A 25,560-nucleotide genomic window follows, 5' to 3' on the forward strand; every position below is an offset into this window, starting at 1 on the left:
TTCCTGCTCTCCATAGGGGAATGTCGGACCTTGCTTTCAGTTGGGTCTCTCGCTTATTTCTATCGGCCGTGAAGGATCAAAGATTAACCATGGGTGACAAAATGCCTGACTCATTACAACTCGTTATCGGCGCCGACCTCGCCGGGCAGCCGATTGCCCAGGCCATGCGTCTGGCGAACCGTCATGGTTTGGTCGCGGGCGCTACCGGGACGGGCAAAACCGTCACCTTGCAACGGATGGCCGAAGCATTCAGCGATGCCGGCGTGGCGGTGTTCGCCGCCGATATCAAGGGTGACCTGTGTGGTCTGGGCGCTGCCGGCAACCCTCAAGGCAAAATCGCCGAGCGGATCGCCGGGATGCCCTGGCTGAACCACACACCTCAAGCGTATCCGGTGACCCTGTGGGACATTCACGGTCAGTCCGGTCATCCGTTGCGCACAACCTTGAGCGAAATGGGGCCGTTATTGATTGGCAGCCTGCTGGAGCTGACCGACAGTCAACAGTCGGCGCTGTACGCCGCGTTCAAGGTGGCGGACCGTGAAGGGCTGTTGCTGCTGGACCTCAAGGACCTGAAGGCACTGCTCAATCACCTGCGTGACAACCCCGAATTGCTGGGTGACGACGCCGCGCTGCTGACCACCGGTTCCAGTCAGGCACTGTTGCGGCGTCTGGCGACCCTGGAACAGCAGGGCGCCGAAGCGCTGTTCGGTGAGCCGGCGCTGCAACTCGAAGACATTCTGCAGCCGACCGCCGAGGGTCGCGGGCGCATTCACTTGCTCGATGCCAGCCGTCTGGTGCATGAAGCGCCGAAGGTCTACGCAACGTTCCTGTTGTGGCTGCTGGCCGAACTGTTCGAGCAATTGCCAGAGCGGGGGGATTCGGACAAACCGCTGCTGGCGTTGTTTTTCGACGAAGCGCATTTATTGTTCACCGGTACGCCAAAGGCTTTGCAGGATCGTCTTGAGCAGGTGGTGCGGTTGATACGCTCGAAAGGCGTTGGCGTGTATTTCGTCACGCAATCGCCGGGCGATTTGCCGGATGACGTGCTGGCTCAGCTCGGTCTGCGCGTTCAGCATGGCCTGCGCGCGTTCACCGCCAAGGAACAGAAATCCTTGCGAGCGGTGGCCGAAGGCTTCCGGCCGAACCCGACGTTCGATGCCTTGTCGGTGCTGACCGAGCTTGGAATCGGCGAGGCGTTGGTCGGCACGTTGCAGGACAAGGGCACGCCGGAGATGGTCCAGCGGGTTTTGGTGGCACCGCCGCAATCGCGGATCGGGCCACTGAGCGAGACTGAACGCACAGTGCTGATCTCGGGGTCGCCATTCAAGGGGCGGTATGACAAACCCGTTGATCGCGAATCGGCTTATGAAGTGTTGATGGGGCGCAAAGGGTTGGCGCCAGAGCCTGACGCTGTTCCGGGCAAACCGGCAGCCGAAGAGCCAAGCTTCACCGACAAGGCCGGGGAATTCCTCGGCACCGCGGCGGGGCAGGCACTGAAATCAGCGATGCGCCAGGCGGCCAATCAATTGGGCCGACAGTTGGTACGCGGGTTGATGGGCTCGCTACTCGGTGGCAGCAAACGCCGCTAGCAAGCGGGCTCGGTCAAAATGTGGGAGCGAGCTTGCTCGCGATTGCGGTCTCACATTCAACGCATATGTTGACTGATACACCGCTATCGCGAGCAAGCTCGCTCCCACATGGGTTCAATGTCATGCCTTGGGTTTGGCGTGCGCCGCCAACCGCTCCAGAGCCGCCCGCAGATTCGGATCGCTGATCCCGTCGGCTGTGGCCTGAATGGTCGCGCCTGCATCGGTCGACAAGCTGATGGTATGGCCAGCCGCCCCTTGCTGAACCGTGGGCGGCTGGACCTTGAACAGAATCCGCGTCAGGCTGGCGAATTCGTCGAACATCTGTAGTTGCCGTTGCAGACGCTTTTGCTGATAACGCAGGCGGGTTGCCCAATGACCGTCGGTCACTATCAGCAACAAACTGCCTTCGCGCCACGACGCCACATGGCAATGCTCGCGGGCGGCGGGCTGCAATTGGCTTTCCAGCAGACGTTGTAAATGACCCAGGCGTTGAGCGTGGCCGAAGATGGCTTTCAGCGGTTTGGCTTCGCGAAGCAGGACGGCGGGTGCTCTGGCCGTAAGAGGGCGAAATGCCATGATCAGACACCTGAAGTAACAGAGCCGCCATGGTAGCAGAAAGCACCGGATGCACCCGAGCCATTGCTTTGCGAGCGCTTTACCCATTAAATCAACAAGTAACTTGTGCCGTGAATGGCTTGAAGTTCAGCAAAAAGCCCTTATTTTAAGTGAGCCCCGTCACAGCGCTGTGCCAGCATCGTGGAATAACGCCACTTTCCTCACCATCGTTTCCGGGTAGAATGCTCGTTCGCATGCGGCCATGAGGGCTGCTCGGGCGACTCACGGGGCCGCCCTCCATCCCTTTAGTGTGGAAGATCCTGCCGATATGTTTGCGCCTTTGTTAAAGAAACTTTTTGGAAGCAAGAACGAGCGTGAAGTCAAACGCATGCTCAAGACGGTGCAACTCGTCAATGCCTTCGAAGAGCAAATGGTGGCCCTTTCGGACGATCAATTGCGTGCCAAGACAGATGAGTTCAAGGCCCGCATCGCCAAAGGGGAAACCCTCGACAAGCTGCTGCCAGAAGCCTTTGCGGTCGCCCGCGAAGCCGGTAAGCGCGTCATGGGTATGCGCCACTTCGATGTCCAGCTGATCGGCGGCATGACCTTGCATGAAGGCCAGATCGCGGAAATGCGTACCGGTGAAGGCAAGACCCTGGTGGCAACACTGGGCGTTTACCTCAACGCGCTGTCCGGCAAGGGCGTGCACGTTGTGACGGTGAACGACTACCTGGCCCGTCGTGACGCCAACTGGATGCGTCCGCTCTACGAATTCCTCGGAATGTCGGTCGGTGTTGTCACGCCGTTCCAGCCGCCGGAAGAGAAACGTCTGGCATACGCTGCCGACATTACCTACGGCACCAACAACGAATTCGGTTTCGACTACCTGCGCGACAACATGGCGTTCAGCATGGAAGAAAAATTCCAGCGCGAACTCAATTTTGCCGTGATCGACGAAGTCGACTCCATCCTCATCGACGAAGCCCGTACCCCGCTGATCATTTCCGGTCAGGCCGAGGACAGCTCCAAGCTGTACATCGAGATCAACAAACTGATCCCGCAGCTTGAGTTGCACATCGAAGAAGTTGAAGGCGAAGTCACCAAGGCCGGCCACTACACCGTCGACGAGAAGACCCGTCAGGTTGAGCTCAACGAAGCCGGTCACCAGTTCATCGAAGACATGCTGACCCGCGTTGGCCTGCTGGCTGAAGGCGAGAGCCTGTACTCGGCGCACAACCTTGGTCTGCTGACTCACGTTTATGCCGGTCTGCGCGCTCATAAACTGTTCAATCGCAATGTCGAATACATCGTGCAGGATGGCCAGGTCGTTCTGGTCGACGAACACACCGGTCGCACCATGCCGGGTCGCCGTCTGTCCGAAGGCCTGCACCAGGCCATCGAAGCCAAGGAAAACCTGAACATTCAGGCCGAAAGCCAGACCCTGGCCTCGACCACGTTCCAGAACTACTTCCGTCTGTACAACAAGCTGTCCGGCATGACCGGTACCGCCGACACCGAAGCGTTCGAATTCCACCAGATCTACGGTCTGTCGGTGATGGTTATCCCGCCGAACAAACCGCTGGCGCGTAAAGACTACAACGACCTGGTGTTCCTGACCGCCGAAGAGAAATACGCGGCGATCATCAATGACATCAAGGAATGCATGACCCAGGGCCGTCCGGTACTGGTGGGTACTGCAACCATCGAAACTTCCGAGCACATGTCTGCGCTGCTGCAGAAGGAAGGCATCGAACACAAGGTTCTGAACGCCAAGTTCCACGAAAAAGAAGCCGAGATCATTGCCCAGGCCGGTCGCCCAGGCGCACTGACCATCGCCACCAACATGGCCGGTCGTGGTACCGACATCCTGTTGGGCGGTAACTGGGAAGTGGAAGTGGCAACCCTGGAAGACCCGACCCCTGAGCAGATTGCCCAGATCAAGGCCGACTGGCAGAAACGTCACCAGCAAGTGCTCGAGTCGGGCGGTTTGCAGGTGATTGCTTCCGAGCGTCACGAATCGCGCCGTATCGACAACCAGCTGCGTGGTCGTGCCGGTCGTCAGGGTGACGCCGGTTCCAGCCGTTTCTACCTGTCGCTGGAAGACAGCCTGATGCGCATCTTCGCCTCTGATCGGGTGAAGAACTTCATGAAGGCCCTGGGCATGCAGCCTGGCGAGGCGATCGAGCACCGCATGGTGACCAACGCCATCGAGAAGGCTCAGCGCAAGGTTGAAGGCCGCAACTTCGACATTCGTAAGCAACTGCTCGAGTTCGACGACGTCAACAACGAACAACGTAAAGTGATCTATCACATGCGTAACAGTTTGTTGGCCGCCGACAACATCGGTGAAACCATCGCCGACTTCCGTCAGGACGTGCTCAACGCAACGGTCAGCGCACACATTCCACCGCAATCGCTGCCTGAGCAGTGGGACGTTGCCGGTCTGGAAGCGGCGTTGCAGAGCGACTTCGGTGTGGCGCTGCCGATCCAGAAATGGCTCGACGAAGACGACCACCTGTACGAAGAAACCCTGCGCGAGAAGCTCATGACCGAGCTGCTGGCCGCGTACAACGAGAAAGAAGAGCAGGCGAGCGCCGAGGCGCTGCGCACCTTCGAGAAGCAAATCGTTCTGCGTGTGCTCGACGACCTGTGGAAAGACCACCTGTCGACCATGGATCACCTGCGTCATGGCATCCACTTGCGTGGTTATGCACAGAAGAACCCGAAGCAAGAGTACAAGCGCGAGTCCTTCACGCTGTTCTCCGAGCTGCTGGATTCGATCAAGCGCGACTCGATCCGTGTGCTGTCCCACGTTCAGGTTCGCCGCGAAGATCCGATCGAAGAAGAACAGCGCCTGCGTCAGGAAGCCGAAGCGCTGGCTGCGCGCATGCAGTTCCAGCACGACGAAGCACCGGGGCTTGAGCAACCGGAACTGCTGGGTGAAGAGGTCGATGTCGCCCTTGCCACCGCTCCGGTACGCAACGAACAGAAGCTGGGCCGCAACGAACTTTGCTACTGCGGTTCGGGCAAGAAGTTCAAGCATTGCCACGGGCAGATCCAGTAAAGCCCGTTTCATACGCTGAAATACCCGCGCCGCGACCGGCTTATGCCGTCGCGGCGTTTTGCCATTTAAACCACCGTTCTTCCTGAAAGCGGTGCCGACATCATTTATTAAGGAGCGCATTCATGGCTGTTGGTCTTGGTCCTTTGCCAACGTTGCACCCGGTTGCCGGTTTTGAACTCGGTATCGCCTCGGCTGGCATCAAGCGCCCGGGGCGCAAGGATGTCGTGGTCATGCGCTGTGCCGAAGGTTCCACGGTCGCTGGCGTGTTCACCCTGAACGCCTTTTGCGCGGCTCCCGTGATCCTGGCCAAGCAGCGTGTGCAAGGTCCGGTGCGTTACCTGTTGACCAATACCGGCAATGCCAACGCCGGGACTGGCGAACCAGGTCTTGCCGCCGCCGAGCGCACGTGCGCCAAGCTGGCTGAGTTGGCCGGCGTCGACGCCAGCCTGGTGCTGCCGTACTCCACCGGTGTGATCGGCGAGCCGCTGCCCGTCGAGAAAATCGAAGGGGCTCTGCAAGCCGCCCTCGACGACCTGTCGGTCAACAACTGGGAAGCTGCCGCCACCGGCATCATGACCACCGACACCCTGCCAAAAGGTGCCAGCCGCCAGTTCCAGCATGACGGCGTGACCATCACCGTCACCGGTATCAGCAAAGGCGCGGGTATGATCCGCCCGAACATGGCGACCATGCTCGGCTACATCGCCACCGACGCCAAAGTCTCCCGCGACGTGCTGCAAAACCTGCTGCTGGACGGTGCCAACAAGTCGTTCAACCGCATCACCATCGACGGCGACACCTCGACTAACGACTGCTGCATGCTGATCGCCACCGGTCAGGCTGCACTGCCGGAAATCACTGAGGCCAGCGGTGATTTGTTCGCCAAGCTGAAACAGGCCGTGTTCGAAGTGTGCATGGACGTGGCCCAGGCCATCGTTCGCGATGGCGAAGGCGCGACCAAGTTTGTGACCGTTGAAGTCAACGGCGGCGGCAATCACCAGGAATGCCTGGACGTCGGTTACACCGTGGCTCACTCGCCGCTGATCAAGACCGCACTGTTCGCCTCCGACCCGAACTGGGGCCGCATTCTGGCTGCCGTGGGCCGTGCCGGCGTACCGAACCTGGACGTGAGCAAAATCGACGTGTTCCTCGGTGATGTCTGTATCGCCAGCCGTGGCGCTCGTGCATCGACCTACACCGAAGCCCAGGGCGCGGCCGTGATGCAGCAGGAAGAAATCACGATCCGTATCGAACTGGGTCGCGGTGATTGCAGCGAAACCATCTGGACCACCGACCTTTCCCACGAATACGTGAAGATCAACGCCGAATACCGCACTTAAGACCGAGTTGGCCCCATCGCGAGCAAGCTCGCTCCCACAAGTTTTGTGAACGCCGCAAATCCAGTGTGGGAGCGAGCTTGCTCGCGATGACGGACTACCAGACGCTAGAGATTCTGGCCTGCATTCCTCATCAAAAGGTCCCGAACATGAGCCTCCACCTGATCATCGGCGACAAACTGATTTCCTCCTGGTCCCTGCGCGGCGCGTTGGCCCTCGACCTGGCCGGCGCCCCTTACACCGAAGAACTGATCAAGCTGAACCAGCCGGATACGCGTGAGCGTCTGCTCAAGCACTCGCCGACCGCGAAAGTCCCGCTGCTGAAAACCGAACACGGCACCATCGCCGATTCCCTGGCGATTGCCGAGTATCTGGCAGAGCAGTTTCCCGACGCCGGCCTCTGGCCCAAAGACACCGCCGCCCGCGCCCAGGCCCGTTCGGCTTGCGCGCAGATGCACAGCGGTTTCTTCGCCATGCGCGGCAACATGCCATTCGACTTGAGTCACGACGCTGCGCTGTCGCCGACACCGGCTGGCGTCCAGGCCGACATTGAGCGTATGTGGGCGTTGTGGGCCGAGTGCCGCGCCGCCGCCACCGAAACCGGTCCGTTCCTGTTTGGCGGCGCGACCCTGGCCGATGCCTTCTTCGCACCGATCGCCGTGCGCCTGCGCACCTATCAGGTGAGGCTGCCCGCAGCGGACGCGGCCTACGTCGAAACCATCTACCAATGGCCAGCCTTCAAGGCTTGGCAGAAGGCAGGTCTGGAGGAAGTAGAACGGTGAAACGAGTCCACGTAGCCGCTGCTGTTATCCGTGATAACAGTGGCAAGATCCTCATTGCCCGCCGTGCCGACACCCAGCATCAGGGTGGCCTGTGGGAATTTCCCGGTGGCAAGGTCGAGGCCGACGAATCCGTCGAAACCGCCCTGGCTCGCGAGCTCCTTGAAGAGTTGGGCATCGTGGTCAACGCGGCTCGCCCGCTGATCAAGGTCCGGCACGATTACCCGGACAAGCAAGTGTTGCTGGACGTTTGGGAAGTGTCGGCCTTTACCGGCGAACCGCACGGCGCCGAAGGCCAGCCGCTGGAATGGGTCGCGCCCCGCGATCTGCTGAACTACGAGTTCCCGGCGGCCAACCAGCCGATTGTCGCGGCTGCGCGGTTACCCGCGCAGTATTTGATTACCCCGGACGACCTGGAAACCCCGGCCTTGCTACGCGGTATTCAAAAAGCCATCGCTGGCGGCATCAAGCTGATCCAGTTGCGGGCACCCAACGGCTACGATCCGAAGTACCGCGATCTGGCGGTGGACGCGGCGGGGCTGTGTGCGGGCAAGGCGCAGTTGATGATCAAGGGGCCGTTCGAGTGGCTGGGAGATTTCCCGTCCGCCGGTTGGCACATCACCTCCGCGCAACTGCGCAAATATGCGGCGGCTGGCCGCCCGTTACCGGCGTCGCGCTGGTTGGCGGCGTCCTGCCATAACGCTGAAGAGCTGGCGTTGGCCGAGCAGATGGGGGTAGATTTTGTGACCCTGTCACCGGTGCAACCGACCCTGACTCATCCGGGGGCTCAGCCGCTGGGTTGGGAACAGGCTGGCGCGTTGATCGAAGGTTTCAGCAAACCGGTGTTCTTGCTCGGTGGTGTTGGCCCGGCGGATCTTCAGAAAGCCTGGGACGCGGGCGCACAGGGTGCGGCGGGGATTCGGGCATTTTGGCCACAGGCCTGATTCTTCGGTGAGGCTGCCGGCCTCATCGCGGGCAAGCCCGCTCCCACAGTGGTTCGTGGCGGACACAGATTTGTGTACGACATTGATCCCTGTGGGAGCGAGCTTGCTCGCGATGAGGGCCTGGCAGACGATAATTTATTCGGGTTTTGCCGCCGGTTGCCACAATATCTCGGCAATCCCCTGCCGCTTGGCAATCAACCGCGCCACCACAAACAACAAGTCCGACAACCGATTGATATACGCCAACCCAACCCCGGCCAATGGTTCGACAGCATTCAAATGCTGACACCGCCGCTCGGCGCTGCGTGCCAGGCTTCTGCACACATGTGCCTGGGCAATCAACGCTGAACCACCCGGCAGAATGAAATTCTCCAGCGGCCCCAGCTCTTCATTCCACACATCGATCGCCGCTTCCAGCCGTTCGACTTCTGCCGTGTTCAGTGCCTGATACACCGGCATCGCCAGTTCACCACCCAAGTCGAACAACCGATGCTGGCAAGGCGCCAAAACCTCGATCACCTCGTTCAATCCTGGATAGGTGCCACTTTCCGCCGCCAACCCGGCCAATAGCACACCCACCTGGCTGTTCAACGTATCGACTTCGCCAATGGCTTCGATCCGCGGATGGTCCTTGGGCACGCGGCGGCCGTCGCCCAGCCCGGTTTCGCCTTTGTCGCCGGTGCGGGTGTAAATCTTCGACAAGCGAAAGCCCATGGTTACCTCGATAGCTGATTGAGTTCTTGAGAGACGAGCGGGGTGCCCGCCAAGGGCAGGCGCAAGGTGAAACACGTGCCTTGGCCCAGGGTCGATTGCACTTCCATCTGACCCTTGTGGTTGTTGGTAATGATGAAATACGAGACCGACAGGCCAAGACCGGTGCCCTGACCGATTTCCTTGGTGGTGAAGAACGGCTCGAAGGTGCGTTTGCGCACACTCTCGCTCATGCCGATGCCGTTGTCCTCCACCTGGATTTCCGCCCACGGCGGATTCAGCTTGGTGCGCAGAATGATCCGTCCCGGCTCGCGGTCGCCTTCGCGCTGGTGAATAGCCTGCGCGGCGTTTTTCAGCAAATTGAGCAGCACTTGCTCCAGTTCGTTCGCCGTGCCGGGCACCGGACCGAGTTGCGGATCGAACTGGCGAATGATCGCCTGGCCCTTGAAGTCGAAACCGATCGCCAGGTCGAAGTCGTTGCCGGCGATTTCCACCGCCTGATCGATCAGCGCCGGCAGGTCGCACGGGGCCATTTGCCGGGTACTGCGGCGGCTGAAGCTGAGCATGTGGGTGACGATTTTCGCTGCCCGGGCACCCGCCTGTTGAATGCCATCGAGCAGTTGCGGCACTTCCCGCGCTTGCAGGTATTTGTTGACCGTATCCAGCGCGATCCCGGTTTGCTCGGCTTGTTCGAGATTCTTCGGCAGATCAGGCGAAAGGCGTCGGCGAATGTTCTGCACGTTGTGCAGGATCGCGCCCAACGGGTTGTTGATCTCGTGGGCCATGCCCGCGGCAAGGCCGCCGACCGAGAGCATTTTTTCCGACTGCACCATCATTTCTTCCAGCGACAGGCGCTGAGTGATGTCGTCGATCCGGATCACCACACCGCGCCCAGCACCGCCCATCAGCGGGTAGAACGTCAGGGCGTAGTGCTTGGGTTCTTCGTCCTTGAGCCACGTCACCCGTTCAATCTTGGCCACCGTGTGCTGCTCGACGGTTTGCTTGAGTTGCGGCAGAAACGGCTTGAGCGGTTCGAAGGCAAGGAAGATCGGCTGGTTCAAGGCTTCGTCGAGGCGCGTGCCAGACAGGGCGCTGGCCTCTTGATTCCACTGCGTCACGTAGAGTTGTTCATCAAGGGCGATCAGCGCCGAGGGCATGGAATCGATGATGCTGTTGAGGTAGTTCTGGAAACCGGTGAGCTTCTTCTCGATCTTGCTGCGCACCTGGACTTCGAGCTCCAGTTTGCGATTGGTATGGCGGGTTTCTTCGGCCAGGCCCTGAGCCTGATCATACGCAGCCTGGGAATCGTCCCGGGCCCGTTTGAGTTGCTGCTCCCGGGCTTCGATCCGCGAGAGCATGGTGTTGAATGCTTCGGCGAGGCTGCCGATTTCGTCATGGTTGCCGCGGGAGGCGCGCAGGGCGTAGTTCTCTTCCCGGGTCACTTGCCGGGACAACTCTTCGAGCTGATGAATTGGCCGGGTGATCAGGCGTTTGATTTGTCGGGCAATCACCAGCCACAACAGCACACTGAAGATCAGAATCCCGAGACTGGCGGTGAGCGTCCCGGTGTAGAACGCCATCGGCAGTTCGCTGCTGGCGACCAGTAACAGGTGGCCGGGCGCGGTGCCGGGGCGGGGCAGGGTGATGATTTGATTGCTGCGAAACTCCGTGGCTTGCCACAATTCAATGTGCCGGTAACGCGTTGGCAGGCTCAGATTGTCGCCATGCTGCAGCTGCGCCAGACGCTCACCCTTGCCGTCATAAAGGGCCGCCGCGCGCAGCGGTGAATAGCTGTTGAGTTCATTGAGCAGGCGTTCGGCGCTTTGCGGTGACTGCAAGGCTTCGGACACCAGGCTGGGGTTGGACACCAGGCGGCCGATGGTCTGCAAGGCCTGAGGTGCCATGCTTTCCTGGGAGATGTAGTACGCGGCGCTGATAAAGGTCAGGTTGGCGACCAGCAGGACGGTGGTCAACAGCACCAACAGGGCGGCCAGTAATTTCTGGCCGACCGGAAGGTTTTCAAGGCGCTGGCGCAATGGCATCAGGTTCATCGCTGAAAAGGAACAAGTGGCCAGCGTAGCCGCTGCTCAGTCGCTGGGCAATCCAAGGCTGTGCAGATGGGTGATCAACCTTTGCTCAAGTTGATTGAGGTGCGGCAGGTTCAACTGATGCCTCGCGGCGACTTTGCAAGCATGACCCAATAGATAGCTGATCTCGGTGCGGCGCTGGCTCGCCACGTCCTGGTACATCGAAGAGTAGTTGGCGGCGGTTGCGTGAATCACCCGTTCGACTTCCTGTTGAAGGTCCTCGGCCGCTGCTGGTTGACCGCACTGCTCAAGCAACTCGGTCAATTCGACGCAAAGGGTGGCGACTTCACAGTGGTGTTCCTGTAAACCGCCATTACGGCAATCGTGCAGCACGGTCAGCGGATTGATCGCACAGTTGAGCGCCAGTTTTCGCCAAAGCCGGGTCAGAATATCGGTGCTCCACTCGTGGGGAATACCGGCGGCGCTCACGTCATCCAGCCAGATCGGCGCCACGGGATGCCCGGCATCCCCCAGCCAGGTGTAACCGTGGCCGGCGAATACCACGCGCCAGTCGCCATCGCGAAAGGCGCCTTCGGTGCTTGAGGCGCAAATGCAGCGTGCCTGCGGTACCTTCGTGGCGACGGCGTCCTGGCTGCCAAGACCGTTCTGCAACAGGATCAGCTCGGCGTCGGGGGCCAGGCGCGGTGCCAGTTGGGCCACGGCTTTCTCGGCATCGTAGGCTTTACACGCCACCAGCAGACGGTTGATCGGTTCACTGTTGTCGGGTGTCTCGGCGGGCACCGGATAGCACTGCGCTTCACCGTGTTCGACCAGCGTCAGCCCGCCCGCCGCCTCATACGCCTGCAAGCGTGCAGCGTCCCGCACGATCAGCTTGACCGGCACGCCGGCCCGCGCCAGTCGAGTGGCCCATAAGGTGCCAAGGCTGCCGCCGCCCAGAACATGCCAGGTGGTGGACATCAGCTTTTTGCTCTGTTTATCGCGCGCATGGGAGGCTCGCAGTGAATGATGGGAAAGACCCGTTATAATCAGCGCGGATTTTAACCGCAAGCCAGGCGTGCTCTATCGTGATCGAGCATGCCCTTTTATTGGAGAGATTACATGCCGTCGTTCGACGTGGTATCCGAACTGGACAAACACGAAGTCACCAACGCGGTCGAGAACGCCGTCAAGGAACTCGATCGTCGTTATGACCTGAAAGGCAAAGGCACCTTCGAGTTCAAGGAAAAGGACCTGACCGTCAACCTGACCGCTGAAGCCGATTTCCAGCTCGAAGCGATGATTGAGATCCTCAAGCTGGCCCTGGTCAAGCGCAAAATCGACGTGCAGTGCCTTGAAGTCAAGGATGCCTATGCGTCGGGCAAACTGATGAAGCAGGAAGCGGTCCTCAAGGAAGGCATCGACAAAGAGCTGGCGAAGAAAATCGTCGCTCATGTCAAAGACGCCAAGCTCAAGGTTCAGGCTGCCATTCAGGGTGAGCAGGTGCGCATTACCGGCAAGAAGCGTGATGACTTGCAGGAAGCCATCGCGGCCCTGCGCGCCAAGACGTTCGATATGCCGCTACAGTTCAACAACTTCCGCGACTGACCTTTTAAAGCGGGAACCCTGTGGGAGCGAGCTTGCTCGCGATGAGGGCGTATCAGTCGACATCACTGTTGAATGACGCACCGCAATCGCGAGCAAGCTCGCTCCCACAGGGAATGTGCTCACCCCCGGCGGGTCTTTTCTGCCGCTAATTTTTCGCGTGCCGGATGGCCGGAAATCAGGAGAATGTAGATGGATTTGAATACTGAAGTGGACAACCTGGTCAAGGCGTCTCAAGCCTGGCTTCCGATGATCATGGAATACGGCAGCCGCGTGCTGCTGGCGGTGATCACCCTGGCCATCGGCTGGTGGTTGATCAGCAAAGTAGCGCAAAAGCTTGGCGGGTTGCTGGCGCTGCGTAACGCCGACCTCGCGCTGCAAGGGTTCATCAGCAGTCTGGCGAACATTATTCTCAAGGTTTTGCTGGTAGTCAGCGTGGCATCGATGATCGGCGTGGAAACCACCTCGTTCGTCGCGGCCATCGGTGCGGCGGGTCTGGCCATCGGTCTGGCCTTGCAAGGTAGCCTGGCGAACTTCGCTGGCGGCGTGCTGATTCTGTTGTTCCGCCCGTTCCGCATTGGTGACTGGATCGAAGCCCAAGGTGTTGCCGGCACTGTCGACAGCATCCAGATCTTCCACACTGTGCTGCGTACCGGCGATAACAAAACGATCATAGTGCCTAACGGTAACCTGTCGAACGGCATCATCACCAACACTAACCGTCAGCCGACGCGCAAAGTTGTGTTTGATGTGGGGGTTGATTACGAAGCGGACCTGCAGAAGGCCCGTCATGTTTTGCTGGACCTGGCCCAAGACGAGCGTGTTTTGGCTGACCCGGCACCTCAGGCAGTGATTTCTACTCTGGGCGACAGTTCGATTACTGTTTCCCTGCGGGTGTGGGTCAAGACGGCGGATTACTGGGATGTATTGTTCATGTTCAACGAACAGTCTCGTGATCGATTGAAAACTGCCGGTATCGATATTCCGTTTCCACAGCGGGTGATTCGAGTGGTTCAGGAAGCTGCGGTGCAGTAAAGCAACAAAAAAGGCCCATCCGAAGATGGGCCTTTTTTTGATTACCGCGAACTAACTTTCGGCAATTACAGAACCGAAATCGGGTAGTCGACGATCAGACGGAACTCGTTGATATCGCCTTCAGCCTGGTCGGTATTGGCACGGTGCCATGCTTGACGAATGCGGAAGGACAAATCTTTCGCAGGGCCGGCCTGAACTACGTACTTGGCTTCTAAGTTAGTTTCGTGATGCTTGCCATCTTCGCCGTAGCCGTAAAGGCGGTATGGGCTGTCGGCATCCATTTTGGTGCCGTCGATATCCCAGCCTTTAGCGTAACGGGTCATGAAGCTCAAACCAGGTACGCCGTACTCAGCCATTTTCAGGTCATAACGAATTTGTACAGACTTTTCGTTTGGCGCGTTGAAGTCAGAGTACTGGATGGAGTTGGCGAGGAAGATCGAGTCGCCGCCGCGGTTGTTGTCACCCACACCGACGTAGTCGAACGGGGTGTCGCCGTTAACTTTCTGGAAGCCGAGGGTAACGGTGTGAGCCTTCAGGAACGAATAAGCGGCTGCCAGCGAGAACGTGGTGTTGCTGATGTCGCCCGCTTTTGCATCGCCAGCATCGGTGGTGCGGTAGATGTTACCGTCCAGGTTGACCGACTGATCGCTACCCATTGGAATGGTGTAGTTCACGTTGGCGTAGTACTGGTTCCAGATGTCCTTGAACTCGGAACCATAGAGCGAAACGCTCAGGTTGTCGGTAATGCCGTATTTGCCACCGGCATAGTCCATGGTCCTGCCGGTTACAGAGTCGTCAGGGGGAGAGCTCGCGTACTGGGCGTGCAACTCACCGTCGCTGTTCATCTCATCCTGGCTGGAGGCCGAGTAGAAGTGACCGGCTTCCAGGTCCAGGTTGTTGATTTCGCTGCTCTGCAGTTGGAAACCGGTAGCGGTTTGAGGCAACAGACGGGAACCGCCCACAGCGAACACTGGGGAGGTGCTTGGCTGCATCTGACCGAACTTCAGTTCAGTCTTGGAAATGCGAACTTTGACTGCTGCACCGGCTTTGCCGAAGCTGTCGCTGTTTTCGCGTTCGCTGTTGGTTGACAAGTTGCCCGAGCCGGAAAACTTGTCGCGGGCGTCCAGCTTGATACCCAGGTAGCCGAATGCGTCAACACCTACACCAACAGTACCTTGGGTGTAACCGGAACTGAATACACCGTGGAAACCCTGGGTCCAGTCTTTGTCATCGACTGAACGGTCTTTCTTGTCACGGTTAAAATAGTAGTTGCGAAGCAGCAAGTCGAACTTGGCGTCTTCAACAAAACCTTTGGCTTCAGCCTGGTCACTTACAAAAGGTGCGGCCGTAGCCATTTGGGTGCTGGCTGCTGCTGCAACTGCCAGTGCGATCATGCTCCACTTCATCACGCGCATCGTGATTTGCTCCTTTGGTTTTTAGAAGAGTACTGCCGTCCCGCCTGTTTTATTATCCGGGCGGCTCTTTCTTTTTGTGTCGGCGCAAACTTATATCACGCCGACCATGTTGGCGATACTTGCGCATCTAACCTTGCAGCTTCTTTACGACCCTGTCGCAAACGGCTTGGTAGATGTCGCAAATTTACAGCCTCGACGCAAGCGGACTGACAACTTTTAACGTTGTTTTCCAGGGCCTGAGCATCGGTAAAAAGAGTCCCTGGTGAAACGCTTGAATCTCCATCGGGCAACCCTGCCACTGTTTTTATTTGCCTTAAGGCTTCCACTTCCAGCGGACGCTTTAGAGGCGATGTGGGTGTGAATGCAACAAGCGTGCACAAATCAGAATCCTGCTGGGTTTTTTTCTGAAAGCCTGCCTGTGACTGTAAAAACCTCATAAAACCGGGGTGTTCAAGCACGTTTTGTTCGGGCTTGACGCCATGGTTTGCATCGTGTTGTACCCTCGTGGTCGACTGCGTGACAACCCCAAACGTTACCGGTTCACCCCGCCAGTGAGTAAATGGCGGATACCTGACCGACTCAGCGTAGACGCACTGTGCGGTTTTGGTGCAAAAAATTTTAATCGCTGTACTGAATTCATACAGTGCGGCCGTTTGTCAAATTCGAACGCGTCGTTGTTTATCAGTCAGTTCGGCGTTTTTTGGGTGGCTGCTGGTTCTGTAATGGTGCGTCCTGAACGAAAATGACTCATGGCGGGGCGCGTGACCGGTCGTTTGTAGTTTCTCGGGTTGGCTTCGACCATGGTTCGTCGTGAAGCCAGCGGCGTTCGCAGGTATGCTGCCGTCCTGTCGCTTGGTGCGCCGTCTCTCGGGATGGACGCTAAGCTGAAAAATGATGACCAGGCGGGAGTGCGCGCAGTGTTCGCTTTAGATCCACGGCTTCAACAAGACACGTTACCGATTGGGGATTTCCCACTCTGCCGGTTACTGCTGTCCAATGATTCGAACTACCCCTGGTTCATTCTGGTGCCACGTCGCGACGATATCAGTGAGATATTTCAGTTGGATGTCGCAGATCAACAGCAGCTGTGGCAGGAAACGACCGCACTGGCGGAAATGCTCAAGGACTCGTTTGACGCGGACAAGTTGAATGTCGCGGCCTTGGGTAACGTCGTCAGTCAGTTGCACATGCATGTGATTGTGCGCAAGCGTGAGGACGCCGCCTGGCCGGCGCCGGTCTGGGGTCAACACCCAGCCAAGCCTTATGGCTCAGAGCAGATCGCGTTGATTCGCGAGCGGTTGCGCCTGGTTTTGACCGATGATTTTACGTTTCTGGAGGGTTGAATCATGAGCCTGGAAGCACGCGTTACCGATCTGGAGAGCCAGCTGGCGTTTCAGGATGACACCATCCAGGCATTGAGTGATGTGCTGGCGACGCAGCAGCGTGCGGTTGAGCGCCTGCAACTGCAAATGGCCGCCTTGCTCAAGCGGCAAGAGGAAATGGCCGGTCAGTTCGAGACGTTTGAAGAAGAAGCGCCACCGCCGCATTACTGAGTGTGACCAACAGACGGGCAATAAAAAACCGCGAACAGCCAGGCTGTTCGCGGTTTTTTTTAGCCTTGGATCAGCGACGCGGCAGTGCGGCGATCACATCTTCGGCTTGCAGGCCTTTGTCACGATTCATGACGGAGAACTCCACGCGCTGGCCTTCGACCAGAACGCGATGACCTTCGCCACGAATGGCCCGGAAATGCACGAAAATATCGTCGCCGGAATCACGGGAAATAAAGCCGAAGCCTTTGGAGGTGTTGAACCACTTGACGGTGCCGGTATCGCGGTTGCTCATGTCATAGCTTGGCGAGGCGGCGGCCGGTGAAGATTTGTAGAAGCTGATGGCCAGGTGCAGAAGAACGGCAATCAGGGCAGCGACCAGGCTGAACAGAACAGCAGGTTGACCGGCAATGACAGGCATCGGCGCGATCAGCGTCAGGGTTTGCAGGACGACGGTCAGAACCAGCAGGGCGCTGACCAGGTTTTGCAGTTGATGACGCGGGCCTTTGTTCCAGTAGGGGATAACAGGAGCGAGGGTGAGGTTGAGCAGGCCGAAAAAGGCCAGGTACAGCGCATCGGGTTGTTGCAGGTAAGGTACGGCTTCGGATCGCAGGCTAGGGATGAAGGACAGCAGCAGGGCTGCTGCGCCCATTAGCAGGTGGACAATTTTCAACATTTTGAGTAACTCACGTTAAGACGGATCACAAGGAAGAGCTGATGGAGCACGGTTCGCTTCAGAACAATAAGAGGCGTTGGACACGTACCCGGTATCAGCCTATGCGCAGCCCCCGGAAAATAGGCGGTAGCGACACACTGCCTATTTAACAGCAAAGCCTGCGGCTACTCAAATCAGCCAGTCCAGCGGTGCCCTGAGGGTCGATTTGTCGCAGCAATCTGGAGAATCCGGGGCTGCGGGGTGCCGGCAGGCTTGCTAGAGTGGTCCTGCACCTGTTGGATGAATTTCATCACCTTTAGGGGAAACGCATGGCAATCGATATCGGTATCAGTGAAGAGGATCGCAAGTCCATCGTCGACGGACTTTCGCGCCTGCTGTCGGACACTTATGTACTTTATTTGAAAACCCATAACTTCCATTGGAACGTCACCGGTCCGATGTTTCGGACTTTGCACTTGATGTTCGAGGAGCAATATAACGAATTGGCCCTGGCCGTCGATTCGATTGCCGAGCGCATTCGCGCCCTCGGGTTTCCTGCGCCAGGCGCCTATTCCATTTATGCTCGACTGTCTTCTATTAAAGAAGAGGTCGGCGTACCCAGCGCCGAAGACATGATCAAGCAACTGGTCGACGGGCAAGAGGCGGTCACACGTACTGCACGCGGGATATTCCCTCTGCTCGACAAGGTCAGTGACGAGCCAACAGCTGACCTCCTGACCCAGCGGATGCAAGTCCACGAGAAAACCGCGTGGATGCTGCGCTCCCTGCTGGATCAGTAACAATGTCGGTGCGCGGATGGCGCCCATGAGGTGTTGTTCGCGCCCTGTCTTCTCGTGACTTTAAATGCCTTTCCATTGAATGATATTGCACCTAGGTGTGTAGGAAATTGACTGGACTAGGACGGTCTCCATGATCGCCCTTCAGTTGTTGGCTTATCCTACGTTGATGGTCATAAAGTCATCTGGATATAACTTTGCGCCTGCGCTTTTATAGAGAAACAGCTTGTTGCTCTTATAAAAAAACAAGGATGGCAAAGGAGTGTCAACGATATGGATTACGAAGACAGGAGAAGCGAGGTGAAGGTCGGTCCGGTCAAGGAGATAAGGATCGATCCATTTGTCAGCGAATTTGATATGGGCCTGGCCCAGCCTTTATCCCGGTCAGTGCGGCTAAATGGCTTTGCAACCTGTTTGCGGCTTGAACAGGTCTACTGGGATATTTTGGGCGACATGGCCAAGGTCAACTGCTGTACGGTCAGTGCGCTGTTGTCCCATGTGGACCGCGAGGTGCATTTGCGTCACGGCGGGGTCAAGAACTTCACCGGGCTGGTGCGGGTTGTGTGCGTCGTGCACAGCCTGAAGGAAGGCGGCTGCGTCGCCATGCCTTAGCCACAAGGGGTGGAATGGGTAGAGTATCGGTCTGTGCAGTCTTACGGCTGCACAGGCTGCATTTAATGGATATAATCCCGCTCTTTGCCGCAAAACCCAGCGTGTGCGGTAGCAATCTGATCGCCGAGACAACCCCCATGCCGATGTACGACTATCAATGTGCTTCCTGTGGTCATCAGTTGGAAGCCATTCAAAAGATCAGCGCAGCACCGCTGGTCGACTGCCCTGCCTGCCAGGCGCCAGAGCTTAAGAAGATGCTGTCCATGCCGGGCTTCCGCCTTAGCGGCACCGGCTGGTACGAAACCGATTTCAAGACCGGTTCCAAGAAGAACCTGGCCGGCGGCGACAAAGCTGACTAGGGTCTTGAGCCTGAGTTGAACCACACGTGCGAGCTCTTGCATCATCTGGCGCCTTTCACAAGGGCAGGATATGAGCAAGGCCTCCAACCGAATTTCGAATTACGAGAAGCGAAACCACTACCATGATGCGCAGCCATTATTGCGGCCAACTGAACGAAAGCCTGGAAGGCCAGGAAATTACCCTTTGCGGATGGGTTCACCGTCGCCGTGACCACGGTGGGGTGATTTTCCTCGATATCCGTGATCGTGACGGTCTGGCCCAGGTGGTGTTCGACCCGGACCGCGCTGAAACCTTCGCCGCCGCCGATCGCGTGCGCAGCGAATACGTGGTCAAGGTCACCGGCAAGGTTCGCCTGCGTCCGGCCGGTGCCGGCAACGCCAACATGGCGTCGGGCATGATCGAAGTGCTGGGCTACGAGCTGGAAGTACTGAACGAAGCGGAAACCCCGCCGTTCCCGCTCAACGAGTTCTCCGACGTCGGCGAAGAAACCCGTCTGCGTTATCGCTTCATCGACCTGCGTCGTCCGGAAATGCTCGAGAAGCTGCGTCTGCGTTCGCGCATGACCACCAGCATCCGTCGTTATCTGGACGAGAACGGCTTCCTCGACGTCGAGACGCCGATCCTGACTCGCGCTACCCCGGAAGGTGCTCGCGATTACCTGGTGCCGAGCCGTACTCACGCCGGTTCGTTCTTCGCCTTGCCGCAATCGCCGCAGCTGTTCAAGCAACTGTTGATGGTTGCCGGCTTCGATCGCTACTACCAGATCGCCAAGTGCTTCCGCGACGAAGACCTGCGTGCCGACCGTCAGCCTGAATTCACTCAGATCGACATCGAAACCAGCTTCCTCGATGAAAAAGACATCATCGGTATCACCGAAGGCATGATCCGCAACCTGTTCAAGGAAGTGCTGGACCTGGAATTCGGTGAGTTCCCGCACATGACCTACGAAGAGGCCATGCGTCGTTACGGTTCCGACAAGCCGGACCTGCGTAACCCGCTGGAACTGGTTGACGTTGCCGATCAACTGAAAGACGTCGACTTCAAGGTGTTCAGCGGCCCTGCCAACGACCCGAAATGCCGCGTTGCCGCTCTGCGCGTTCCAGGCGCGGCGAGCATGCCGCGCAAGCAGATCGACGACTACACCAAGTTCGTCGGCATCTACGGTGCCAAGGGCCTGGCGTACATCAAGGTCAACGAGCGCGCCAAAGGCGTTGAAGGTCTGCAATCGCCGATCGTCAAGAACATCCCTGAAGCCAACCTCAATGTGATCCTTGATCGCGTTGGCGCGGTTGACGGCGACATTGTGTTCTTCGGTGCCGACAAAGCCAAGATCGTCAGCGAAGCCCTGGGCGCGCTGCGGATCAAGGTCGGTAACGATCTGAACCTGCTGACGTGCGAGTGGGCACCGATGTGGGTTGTCGACTTCCCGATGTTCGAAGAGAACGACGACGGTAGCTTCACTGCCTTGCACCACCCGTTCACCGCGCCGAAGTGCACCCCGGAAGAACTGGAAGCCAACCCGGCGACCGCTCTGTCCCGTGCCTACGACATGGTCCTGAACGGCACCGAGCTGGGTGGCGGTTCGATCCGTATCCACCGCAAGGAAATGCAACAGTCGGTATTCCGTCTGCTGGGTATCAGTGAAGCGGAACAGGAAGAGAAATTCGGCTTCCTGCTTGACGCCCTGAAATACGGCGCGCCGCCGCACGGTGGTCTGGCCTTCGGTCTGGACCGTCTGGTGATGCTGATGACCGGCGCCCAGTCGATCCGTGAAGTGATTGCCTTCCCGAAAACCCAGAGCGCCGCTTGCGTCATGACTCAGGCCCCGGGTGTGGTAGATGCCAAGGCATTGCGCGAACTGCACATTCGTCTGCGCGAAACGCCTAAAGCTGAGTAAGGCTGACCAGAAGGGCGCATCTTCGGATGCGCCCTTTCTTTTATAGAGTGGTCGAGATTTTTGTTTGCTGGCTGGCGCCTCATGGTGCGGCGGGCAATGTTTCAAAGAGAATTCGGAGCGAGATATGGCGGGTCATTCCAAGTGGGCGAACATCAAGCACCGCAAAGAACGTCAGGATGCCAAGAAGGGCAAGATTTTCACCAAGTGGATTCGTGAACTGACCGTTGCTGCCCGTCAGGGCGGTAGTGATCCGGGTTCCAACCCGCGTTTGCGTCTGGCGCTGGACAAGGCCCTCGGCGCGAACATGAGCCGCGACATCATTGATCGCGCGGTCGCCCGCGGCGCCGGTGCTGCCGACACCGACGACATGGTCGAACTGACCTACGAAGGCTACGGCCCGGGCGGCGTGGCGGTGATGGTCGAGTGCATGACCGACAACCGCAATCGCACCGCCGCCGCTGTTCGCCACGCGTTCAGCAAGTGCGGCGGCAACCTCGGTACGGACGGTTCGGTGGCCTATCTGTTCGAGCGCAAGGGGCAGATTTCCTTCGCACCAGGCGTTGACGAAGATGCGCTGATGGAAGCGGCGATGGAGGCCGATGCCGATGACGTGGTGACCCACGAAGACGGCTCCATCGACGTATTCACCTCGTTCGCCGGTTTCTACTCAGTGCGTAATGCGCTGGAAGCGGCCGGTTTCAAAGGTGATGACGCGGAAATCGTGATGTTGCCGACCACCAGTGCCGAACTGGACCTGGAAGGCGCCGAGAAGGTTCTCAAGCTGATCGACATGCTTGAAGACCTGGATGACGTGCAGAACGTCTACTCCAACGCGGACATTCCAGAGGCAGTCGCCGCACAGCTCGGATAAGGGTGACTAAGATCTAATGTGGGAGCTGGCTTGCCTGCGATGCCATCACTTCGGTCTGTCTGATACACCGAGGTGATGCCATCGCAGGCAAGCCAGCTCCCACAATTGTTATTCGCTGTATTGAATATCGTGCTCTTACCTAACCCGCAGGCGTTATGACTTTAATTCTTGGTATCGACCCCGGTTCGCGCATTACCGGTTATGGCGTAGTGCGTGATACCGGGCGTGGTTGCGTTTACGTGGCGTCGGGCTGCATTCGCACAGGTTCCGGCGAGCTGCATGAACGCCTGCAAATCGTCTATCGCGGCGTGCGCGAAGTCATCCAGACCTACGGCCCGGTGACCATGGGGATCGAAAAGGTCTTCATGGCGCGCAACGCCGACTCTGCGCTGAAACTTGGCCAGGCCCGCGGCGCAGCCATCGTTGCCGGGGCGGAAGAAAGCCTGGAAATCGCTGAATACACCGCGACGCAGGTCAAACAGGCGGTGACCGGGACCGGCGCGGCGAATAAAGAGCAGGTGCAAATGATGGTCATGCACATGCTGAAACTGACCAGCAAGCCGCAAATCGATGCCTCGGACGCCCTGGCCATTGCCATTTGCCATGCTCACACCCGTTCCAGCCTGTTACCCCATGGCCTGGGTACGGCACGCAGTCGTGGCGGGCGCCTGCGTCTCTGATAGCATCAGCAATCAATTTTTTATGGAGCGAGGGTTTTGCGCCTGTGTCGTCGGCGCAAAACCCTTGTTCTGTCAGTCGCCAGCACTGATCTGGCCAACGCTCAAGGATCTGAAACGTGATTGGACGCTTGCGCGGCACACTGGCTGAGAAACAGCCGCCGCACCTGATTCTGGATGTAAACGGTCTGGGGTATGAGCTGGAAGTGCCCATGACCACGCTTTATCGCTTGCCGTCGGTCGGTGAGCCGCTGACCTTGCACACCCATTTGGTCGTACGCGAAGACGCGCAGTTACTCTATGGCTTCTTCGGCAAGCGCGAGCGAGACTTTTTTCGCGAGTTGATCCGTCTCAATGGTGTGGGGCCGAAATTGGCCCTGGCCCTGATGTCGAGCCTGGAAGTCGATGAGCTGGTCCGTTGCGTGCAGTCCCAGGACACCTCGGCACTGACCAAGGTGCCGGGCGTGGGCAAGAAGACTGCCGAGCGTTTGCTGGTGGAACTCAAGGATCGCTTCAAGGCCTGGGAAACGGTGCCGGCGATGTTCGCGTTGGTGCCAAACCAGCCGGGTGGGCCAGATGCGCCAGCTCCGGTTGCCACCGCCGAAAATGACGCGGTCAGCGCGCTGATCTCCCTGGGCTACAAGCCGCAGGAAGCCAGCAAGGCGATTTCCGCGATCAAGGAGAAAGGTTTGAGCAGTGAAGACATGATTCGTCGTGCCCTGAAGGGAATGATCTAAGTGATTGAAGCTGATCGTCTGATTACCGCCACACCTGGTCCTCGTGACCGCGAGGAAGTCCAGGACCGGGCGATTCGTCCTGTCAGCCTGGCCGAGTACATTGGCCAGCCGACCGTTCGCGAGCAAATGGAGTTGTTCATCCAGGCGGCTCGTGGGCGCAATGAATCCCTGGACCACACGCTGATTTTCGGCCCGCCGGGTCTGGGTAAAACCACTCTGGCCAACATCATCGCCCAAGAAATGGGCGTGTCGATCAAGAGCACCTCGGGCCCTGTGCTTGAGCGCCCGGGTGATCTGGCTGCGCTGCTGACCAATCTTGAGCCACACGACGTGCTGTTTATCGACGAAATCCATCGGCTCTCGCCGATCGTCGAAGAAGTGCTGTACCCGGCCATGGAAGATTTCCAGCTCGACATCATGATCGGCGAAGGGCCGGCCGCGCGCTCGATCAAGCTTGATCTGCCGCCGTTCACCCTGGTCGGTGCGACGACGCGGGCGGGGATGCTGACCAATCCGCTGCGCGACCGTTTCGGGATCGTCCAGCGCCTGGAGTTCTACAACACCGCCGACCTGGCAACGATTGTCAGTCGTTCGGCTAACATCCTCGGCTTGCCGCTGGACCCGGAAGGCGCCTTCGAAATCGCCCGCCGTGCCCGTGGTACGCCGCGGATCGCCAACCGCTTGCTGCGCCGGGTTCGGGATTTCGCCGAAGTTCGCGCCAAGGGCCACATCACCAAACCGATCGCCGACCTGGCCTTGAACCTGCTGGATGTCGACGAGCGTGGTTTCGATCACCAGGATCGACGTCTGTTGTTGACCATGATCGAGAAGTTCGACGGTGGGCCGGTCGGGGTCGATAGCCTCGCTGCAGCCATCAGTGAAGAGCGTCACACCATTGAAGACGTGCTTGAGCCGTACTTGATCCAGCAGGGCTACATCATGCGTACGCCGCGGGGGCGAGTGGTGACCCGGCATGCGTACCTGCACTTCGGTTTAAACATCCCGTCACGATTGGGCGAGATGCCCGTGGTAGACGAGTTCCTCGATGCCGTGGACGATTAATAACCTTTGCGCGCCGATTTATTCGGGGTTTGTGCGGTCCTAGGACCGTACTTTCGCCAGAAAGCCGTGAATCAATGAAAAACAGTTGCCTGGCCGGATTGGCAACCTGAGGAGTAAGCACTAGAGTATGCGCGCGCAAAACGGGCTTGAGCCTTTCGCACTTCGTTGTCGCGTTTATTACGAGGACACCGATGCGGGCGGCATCGTGTATTACGTTAATTACCTCAAGTTTATGGAACGGGCTCGAACCGAGCGGCTCCGGGAGCTGGGCTTTGCCCAATCCCAGCTTGCAGGTGAGGACCTGTTGTTCGTCGTGCATTCCAGCGAAGCGCGTTACCACGCGCCGGCGCGACTGGACGACGAGCTGCTGGTAAGCGCTGAAGTAATCGAATTGAACCGTGTCAGCCTGCGCTTCAAACAGCAGGTCAGGCGAGCCACGGATAATGCGCTGCTCTGCGAAGGGCAGTTTTTGGTGGCCTGTGTGCGCACTAACAGTTTGAAACCCCGGGCCATTCCCGAAGCTCTACGTGCGGCCTTTGCCGACGTGAGCGGCGCGGGTACACACTCAAAGCAGGAGATAAAGCGTGGAAGCTAACGTCGTCGACCATTCCTCCATGTGGAGCCTGGTCAGCAATGCCAGTATCGTGGTGCAACTGGTAATGCTGATCCTGGTAGCCGCATCGGTGACCTCATGGATCATGATCTTTCAGCGCAGCAATCTGCTGCGCGCCGGTCGACGTGCCCTGGAGAGCTTTGAAGAGCGCTTCTGGTCGGGTATCGACCTGTCCAAACTCTACCGTCAGGCCGGCAGCAACCCTGATCCGGATTCGGGCGTAGAGCAGATCTTCCGTGCCGGTTTCAAGGAATTCTCCCGTCTGCGCCAGCAGCCAGGCGTTGACCCGGAAGCGGTCATGGAAGGCGTGGCCCGCGCCATGCGCGTCGCCATTTCCCGCGAAGAAGAAAAGCTCGAGCAGAGCCTGCCGTTCCTCGCGACCGTAGGTTCCGTCAGCCCGTACATCGGTCTGTTCGGTACCGTCTGGGGGATCATGAACTCCTTCCGTGGTCTGGCAACTGCCCAGCAAGCGACGCTGGCCACTGTGGCTCCAGGTATCGCCGAGGCACTGATTGCAACCGCGATCGGTCTGTTCGCCGCCATCCCGGCCGTTATCGCTTACAACCGTTTTGCTGCTCGCAGTGAAACCCTGCTGGGCCGTTACTACACCTTCGCCGATGAATTCCAGGCGATCCTGCACCGCAAAGTGCACACCAGCGAAGAATAAGCAG

Annotated in this window: 25 protein-coding genes; 19 read left to right on the top strand and 6 right to left on the bottom strand. The window is 58.5% G+C overall.

What is annotated here, in order from left to right:
- Positions 1–101: 101 nt before the first annotated feature.
- A complete protein-coding gene (locus ACIQU2_RS18315) occupies positions 102–1,589 on the top strand; it encodes a helicase HerA-like domain-containing protein (RefSeq protein WP_403143113.1) in 1,488 nt (495 codons plus the stop codon).
- 120 nt (positions 1,590–1,709) lie between these two features.
- On the opposite strand, the gene ACIQU2_RS18320 is transcribed toward ACIQU2_RS18315, so the two are convergent.
- Complete coding sequence (locus ACIQU2_RS18320) at positions 1,710–2,165, bottom strand: DUF721 domain-containing protein (RefSeq protein WP_111451433.1); 456 nt, start codon at positions 2,163–2,165, stop codon at positions 1,710–1,712.
- 307 nt (positions 2,166–2,472) lie between these two features.
- Between ACIQU2_RS18320 and secA the strand changes: the two genes are divergently transcribed.
- From secA to ACIQU2_RS18340, 4 genes are all read left to right on the top strand, one after another.
- Positions 2,473–5,208, top strand: coding sequence for a preprotein translocase subunit SecA (gene secA, locus ACIQU2_RS18325; protein ID WP_347803494.1), 2,736 nt, complete (start codon positions 2,473–2,475; stop codon positions 5,206–5,208).
- Positions 5,209–5,330: 122 nt separating this feature from the next.
- The gene (gene argJ / locus ACIQU2_RS18330; RefSeq protein WP_403143117.1) at positions 5,331–6,548 is read left to right on the top strand and encodes a bifunctional glutamate N-acetyltransferase/amino-acid acetyltransferase ArgJ; all 1,218 of its coding nucleotides are present in this window, start codon (positions 5,331–5,333) and stop codon (positions 6,546–6,548) included.
- 146 nt (positions 6,549–6,694) lie between these two features.
- Positions 6,695–7,327 carry a glutathione S-transferase family protein gene (locus ACIQU2_RS18335; RefSeq protein ID WP_347803496.1) on the top strand — a complete coding sequence of 211 codons (633 nt, stop codon included), beginning with the start codon at positions 6,695–6,697 and terminating at the stop codon, positions 7,325–7,327.
- Positions 7,324–8,268, top strand: coding sequence for a Nudix family hydrolase (locus ACIQU2_RS18340; RefSeq protein ID WP_403143120.1), 945 nt, complete (start codon positions 7,324–7,326; stop codon positions 8,266–8,268). Before ACIQU2_RS18335 ends, ACIQU2_RS18340 begins: the two co-directional genes overlap by 4 nt.
- A gap of 135 nt (positions 8,269–8,403) precedes the next feature.
- On the opposite strand, the gene ACIQU2_RS18345 is transcribed toward ACIQU2_RS18340, so the two are convergent.
- The 3 genes from ACIQU2_RS18345 to ACIQU2_RS18355 are packed head-to-tail and all read right to left on the bottom strand — an operon-like array spanning position 8,404 to position 11,984.
- The gene (locus tag ACIQU2_RS18345; RefSeq protein WP_403143122.1) at positions 8,404–8,982 is read right to left on the bottom strand and encodes a cob(I)yrinic acid a,c-diamide adenosyltransferase; all 579 of its coding nucleotides are present in this window, start codon (positions 8,980–8,982) and stop codon (positions 8,404–8,406) included.
- A 2-nt stretch (positions 8,983–8,984) separates the two neighbouring features.
- The gene (locus tag ACIQU2_RS18350) at positions 8,985–11,021 is read right to left on the bottom strand and encodes an ATP-binding protein (RefSeq protein ID WP_403143124.1); all 2,037 of its coding nucleotides are present in this window, start codon (positions 11,019–11,021) and stop codon (positions 8,985–8,987) included.
- A gap of 45 nt (positions 11,022–11,066) precedes the next feature.
- Entirely contained in the window at positions 11,067–11,984 is a 918-nt protein-coding gene (locus tag ACIQU2_RS18355; RefSeq protein ID WP_403143125.1) for a putative 2-dehydropantoate 2-reductase, read from the bottom strand.
- A 141-nt stretch (positions 11,985–12,125) separates the two neighbouring features.
- Between ACIQU2_RS18355 and ACIQU2_RS18360 the strand changes: the two genes are divergently transcribed.
- Both ACIQU2_RS18360 and ACIQU2_RS18365 read left to right on the top strand, forming a co-directional pair.
- A complete protein-coding gene (locus ACIQU2_RS18360) occupies positions 12,126–12,611 on the top strand; it encodes a YajQ family cyclic di-GMP-binding protein (RefSeq protein WP_007906601.1) in 486 nt (161 codons plus the stop codon).
- Positions 12,612–12,800: 189 nt separating this feature from the next.
- A complete protein-coding gene (locus ACIQU2_RS18365; protein ID WP_403143126.1) occupies positions 12,801–13,643 on the top strand; it encodes a mechanosensitive ion channel family protein in 843 nt (280 codons plus the stop codon).
- 65 nt (positions 13,644–13,708) lie between these two features.
- Here the strand turns inward: ACIQU2_RS18365 and ACIQU2_RS18370 are convergent, their stop codons facing one another.
- Positions 13,709–15,058, bottom strand: coding sequence for an OprD family porin (locus tag ACIQU2_RS18370; protein WP_403143129.1), 1,350 nt, complete (start codon positions 15,056–15,058; stop codon positions 13,709–13,711).
- A 917-nt stretch (positions 15,059–15,975) separates the two neighbouring features.
- Here ACIQU2_RS18370 and ACIQU2_RS18375 point away from each other — a divergent pair.
- Complete coding sequence (locus ACIQU2_RS18375; protein ID WP_347803495.1) at positions 15,976–16,401, top strand: HIT domain-containing protein; 426 nt, start codon at positions 15,976–15,978, stop codon at positions 16,399–16,401.
- A gap of 3 nt (positions 16,402–16,404) precedes the next feature.
- On the top strand, positions 16,405–16,611 hold the full coding sequence (locus tag ACIQU2_RS18380; RefSeq protein ID WP_008147392.1) for a SlyX family protein: 207 nt from the start codon (positions 16,405–16,407) through the stop codon (positions 16,609–16,611).
- A 70-nt stretch (positions 16,612–16,681) separates the two neighbouring features.
- Here ACIQU2_RS18380 and ACIQU2_RS18385 read toward each other — a convergent pair whose 3' ends face one another.
- On the bottom strand, positions 16,682–17,284 hold the full coding sequence (locus ACIQU2_RS18385; protein WP_008147390.1) for a cold-shock protein: 603 nt from the start codon (positions 17,282–17,284) through the stop codon (positions 16,682–16,684).
- A gap of 308 nt (positions 17,285–17,592) precedes the next feature.
- On the opposite strand from ACIQU2_RS18385, the gene ACIQU2_RS18390 reads away from it, so the two are divergent.
- From ACIQU2_RS18390 to tolQ, 10 genes are all read left to right on the top strand, one after another.
- Positions 17,593–18,063: a Dps family protein gene (locus ACIQU2_RS18390; RefSeq protein WP_140676806.1), complete on the top strand. Its 471-nt coding sequence runs from the start codon at positions 17,593–17,595 to the stop codon at positions 18,061–18,063.
- 270 nt (positions 18,064–18,333) lie between these two features.
- The gene (locus ACIQU2_RS18395; protein WP_403143133.1) at positions 18,334–18,672 is read left to right on the top strand and encodes a ribbon-helix-helix domain-containing protein; all 339 of its coding nucleotides are present in this window, start codon (positions 18,334–18,336) and stop codon (positions 18,670–18,672) included.
- Between the two features lie 137 nt (positions 18,673–18,809).
- Entirely contained in the window at positions 18,810–19,031 is a 222-nt protein-coding gene (locus ACIQU2_RS18400; RefSeq protein WP_010457489.1) for an FmdB family zinc ribbon protein, read from the top strand.
- Positions 19,032–19,153: 122 nt separating this feature from the next.
- The gene (gene aspS / locus ACIQU2_RS18405; protein ID WP_347803483.1) at positions 19,154–20,929 is read left to right on the top strand and encodes an aspartate--tRNA ligase; all 1,776 of its coding nucleotides are present in this window, start codon (positions 19,154–19,156) and stop codon (positions 20,927–20,929) included.
- A 124-nt stretch (positions 20,930–21,053) separates the two neighbouring features.
- Positions 21,054–21,800, top strand: coding sequence for a YebC/PmpR family DNA-binding transcriptional regulator (locus ACIQU2_RS18410; protein ID WP_149628447.1), 747 nt, complete (start codon positions 21,054–21,056; stop codon positions 21,798–21,800).
- Positions 21,801–21,955: 155 nt separating this feature from the next.
- Positions 21,956–22,480, top strand: coding sequence for a crossover junction endodeoxyribonuclease RuvC (ruvC, locus tag ACIQU2_RS18415; protein ID WP_008147379.1), 525 nt, complete (start codon positions 21,956–21,958; stop codon positions 22,478–22,480).
- Between the two features lie 116 nt (positions 22,481–22,596).
- Positions 22,597–23,214 carry a Holliday junction branch migration protein RuvA gene (ruvA, locus tag ACIQU2_RS18420; RefSeq protein ID WP_007897033.1) on the top strand — a complete coding sequence of 206 codons (618 nt, stop codon included), beginning with the start codon at positions 22,597–22,599 and terminating at the stop codon, positions 23,212–23,214.
- Positions 23,215–24,276 carry a Holliday junction branch migration DNA helicase RuvB gene (ruvB, locus tag ACIQU2_RS18425; RefSeq protein WP_046049660.1) on the top strand — a complete coding sequence of 354 codons (1,062 nt, stop codon included), beginning with the start codon at positions 23,215–23,217 and terminating at the stop codon, positions 24,274–24,276.
- A gap of 127 nt (positions 24,277–24,403) precedes the next feature.
- On the top strand, positions 24,404–24,871 hold the full coding sequence (ybgC, locus tag ACIQU2_RS18430) for a tol-pal system-associated acyl-CoA thioesterase (RefSeq protein WP_008147372.1): 468 nt from the start codon (positions 24,404–24,406) through the stop codon (positions 24,869–24,871).
- Positions 24,861–25,556 (top strand): protein TolQ, encoded by a 696-nt coding sequence (gene tolQ, locus ACIQU2_RS18435; protein ID WP_008147369.1) that lies wholly within the window; start codon positions 24,861–24,863, stop codon positions 25,554–25,556. Before ybgC ends, tolQ begins: the two co-directional genes overlap by 11 nt.
- The last annotated feature ends 4 nt before the right edge of the window (positions 25,557–25,560 follow it).

The organism is Pseudomonas sp. NPDC098740 (assembly GCF_044760065.1).
Taxonomy (GTDB): Bacteria; Pseudomonadota; Gammaproteobacteria; order Pseudomonadales; family Pseudomonadaceae; genus Aquipseudomonas; species Aquipseudomonas rossensis.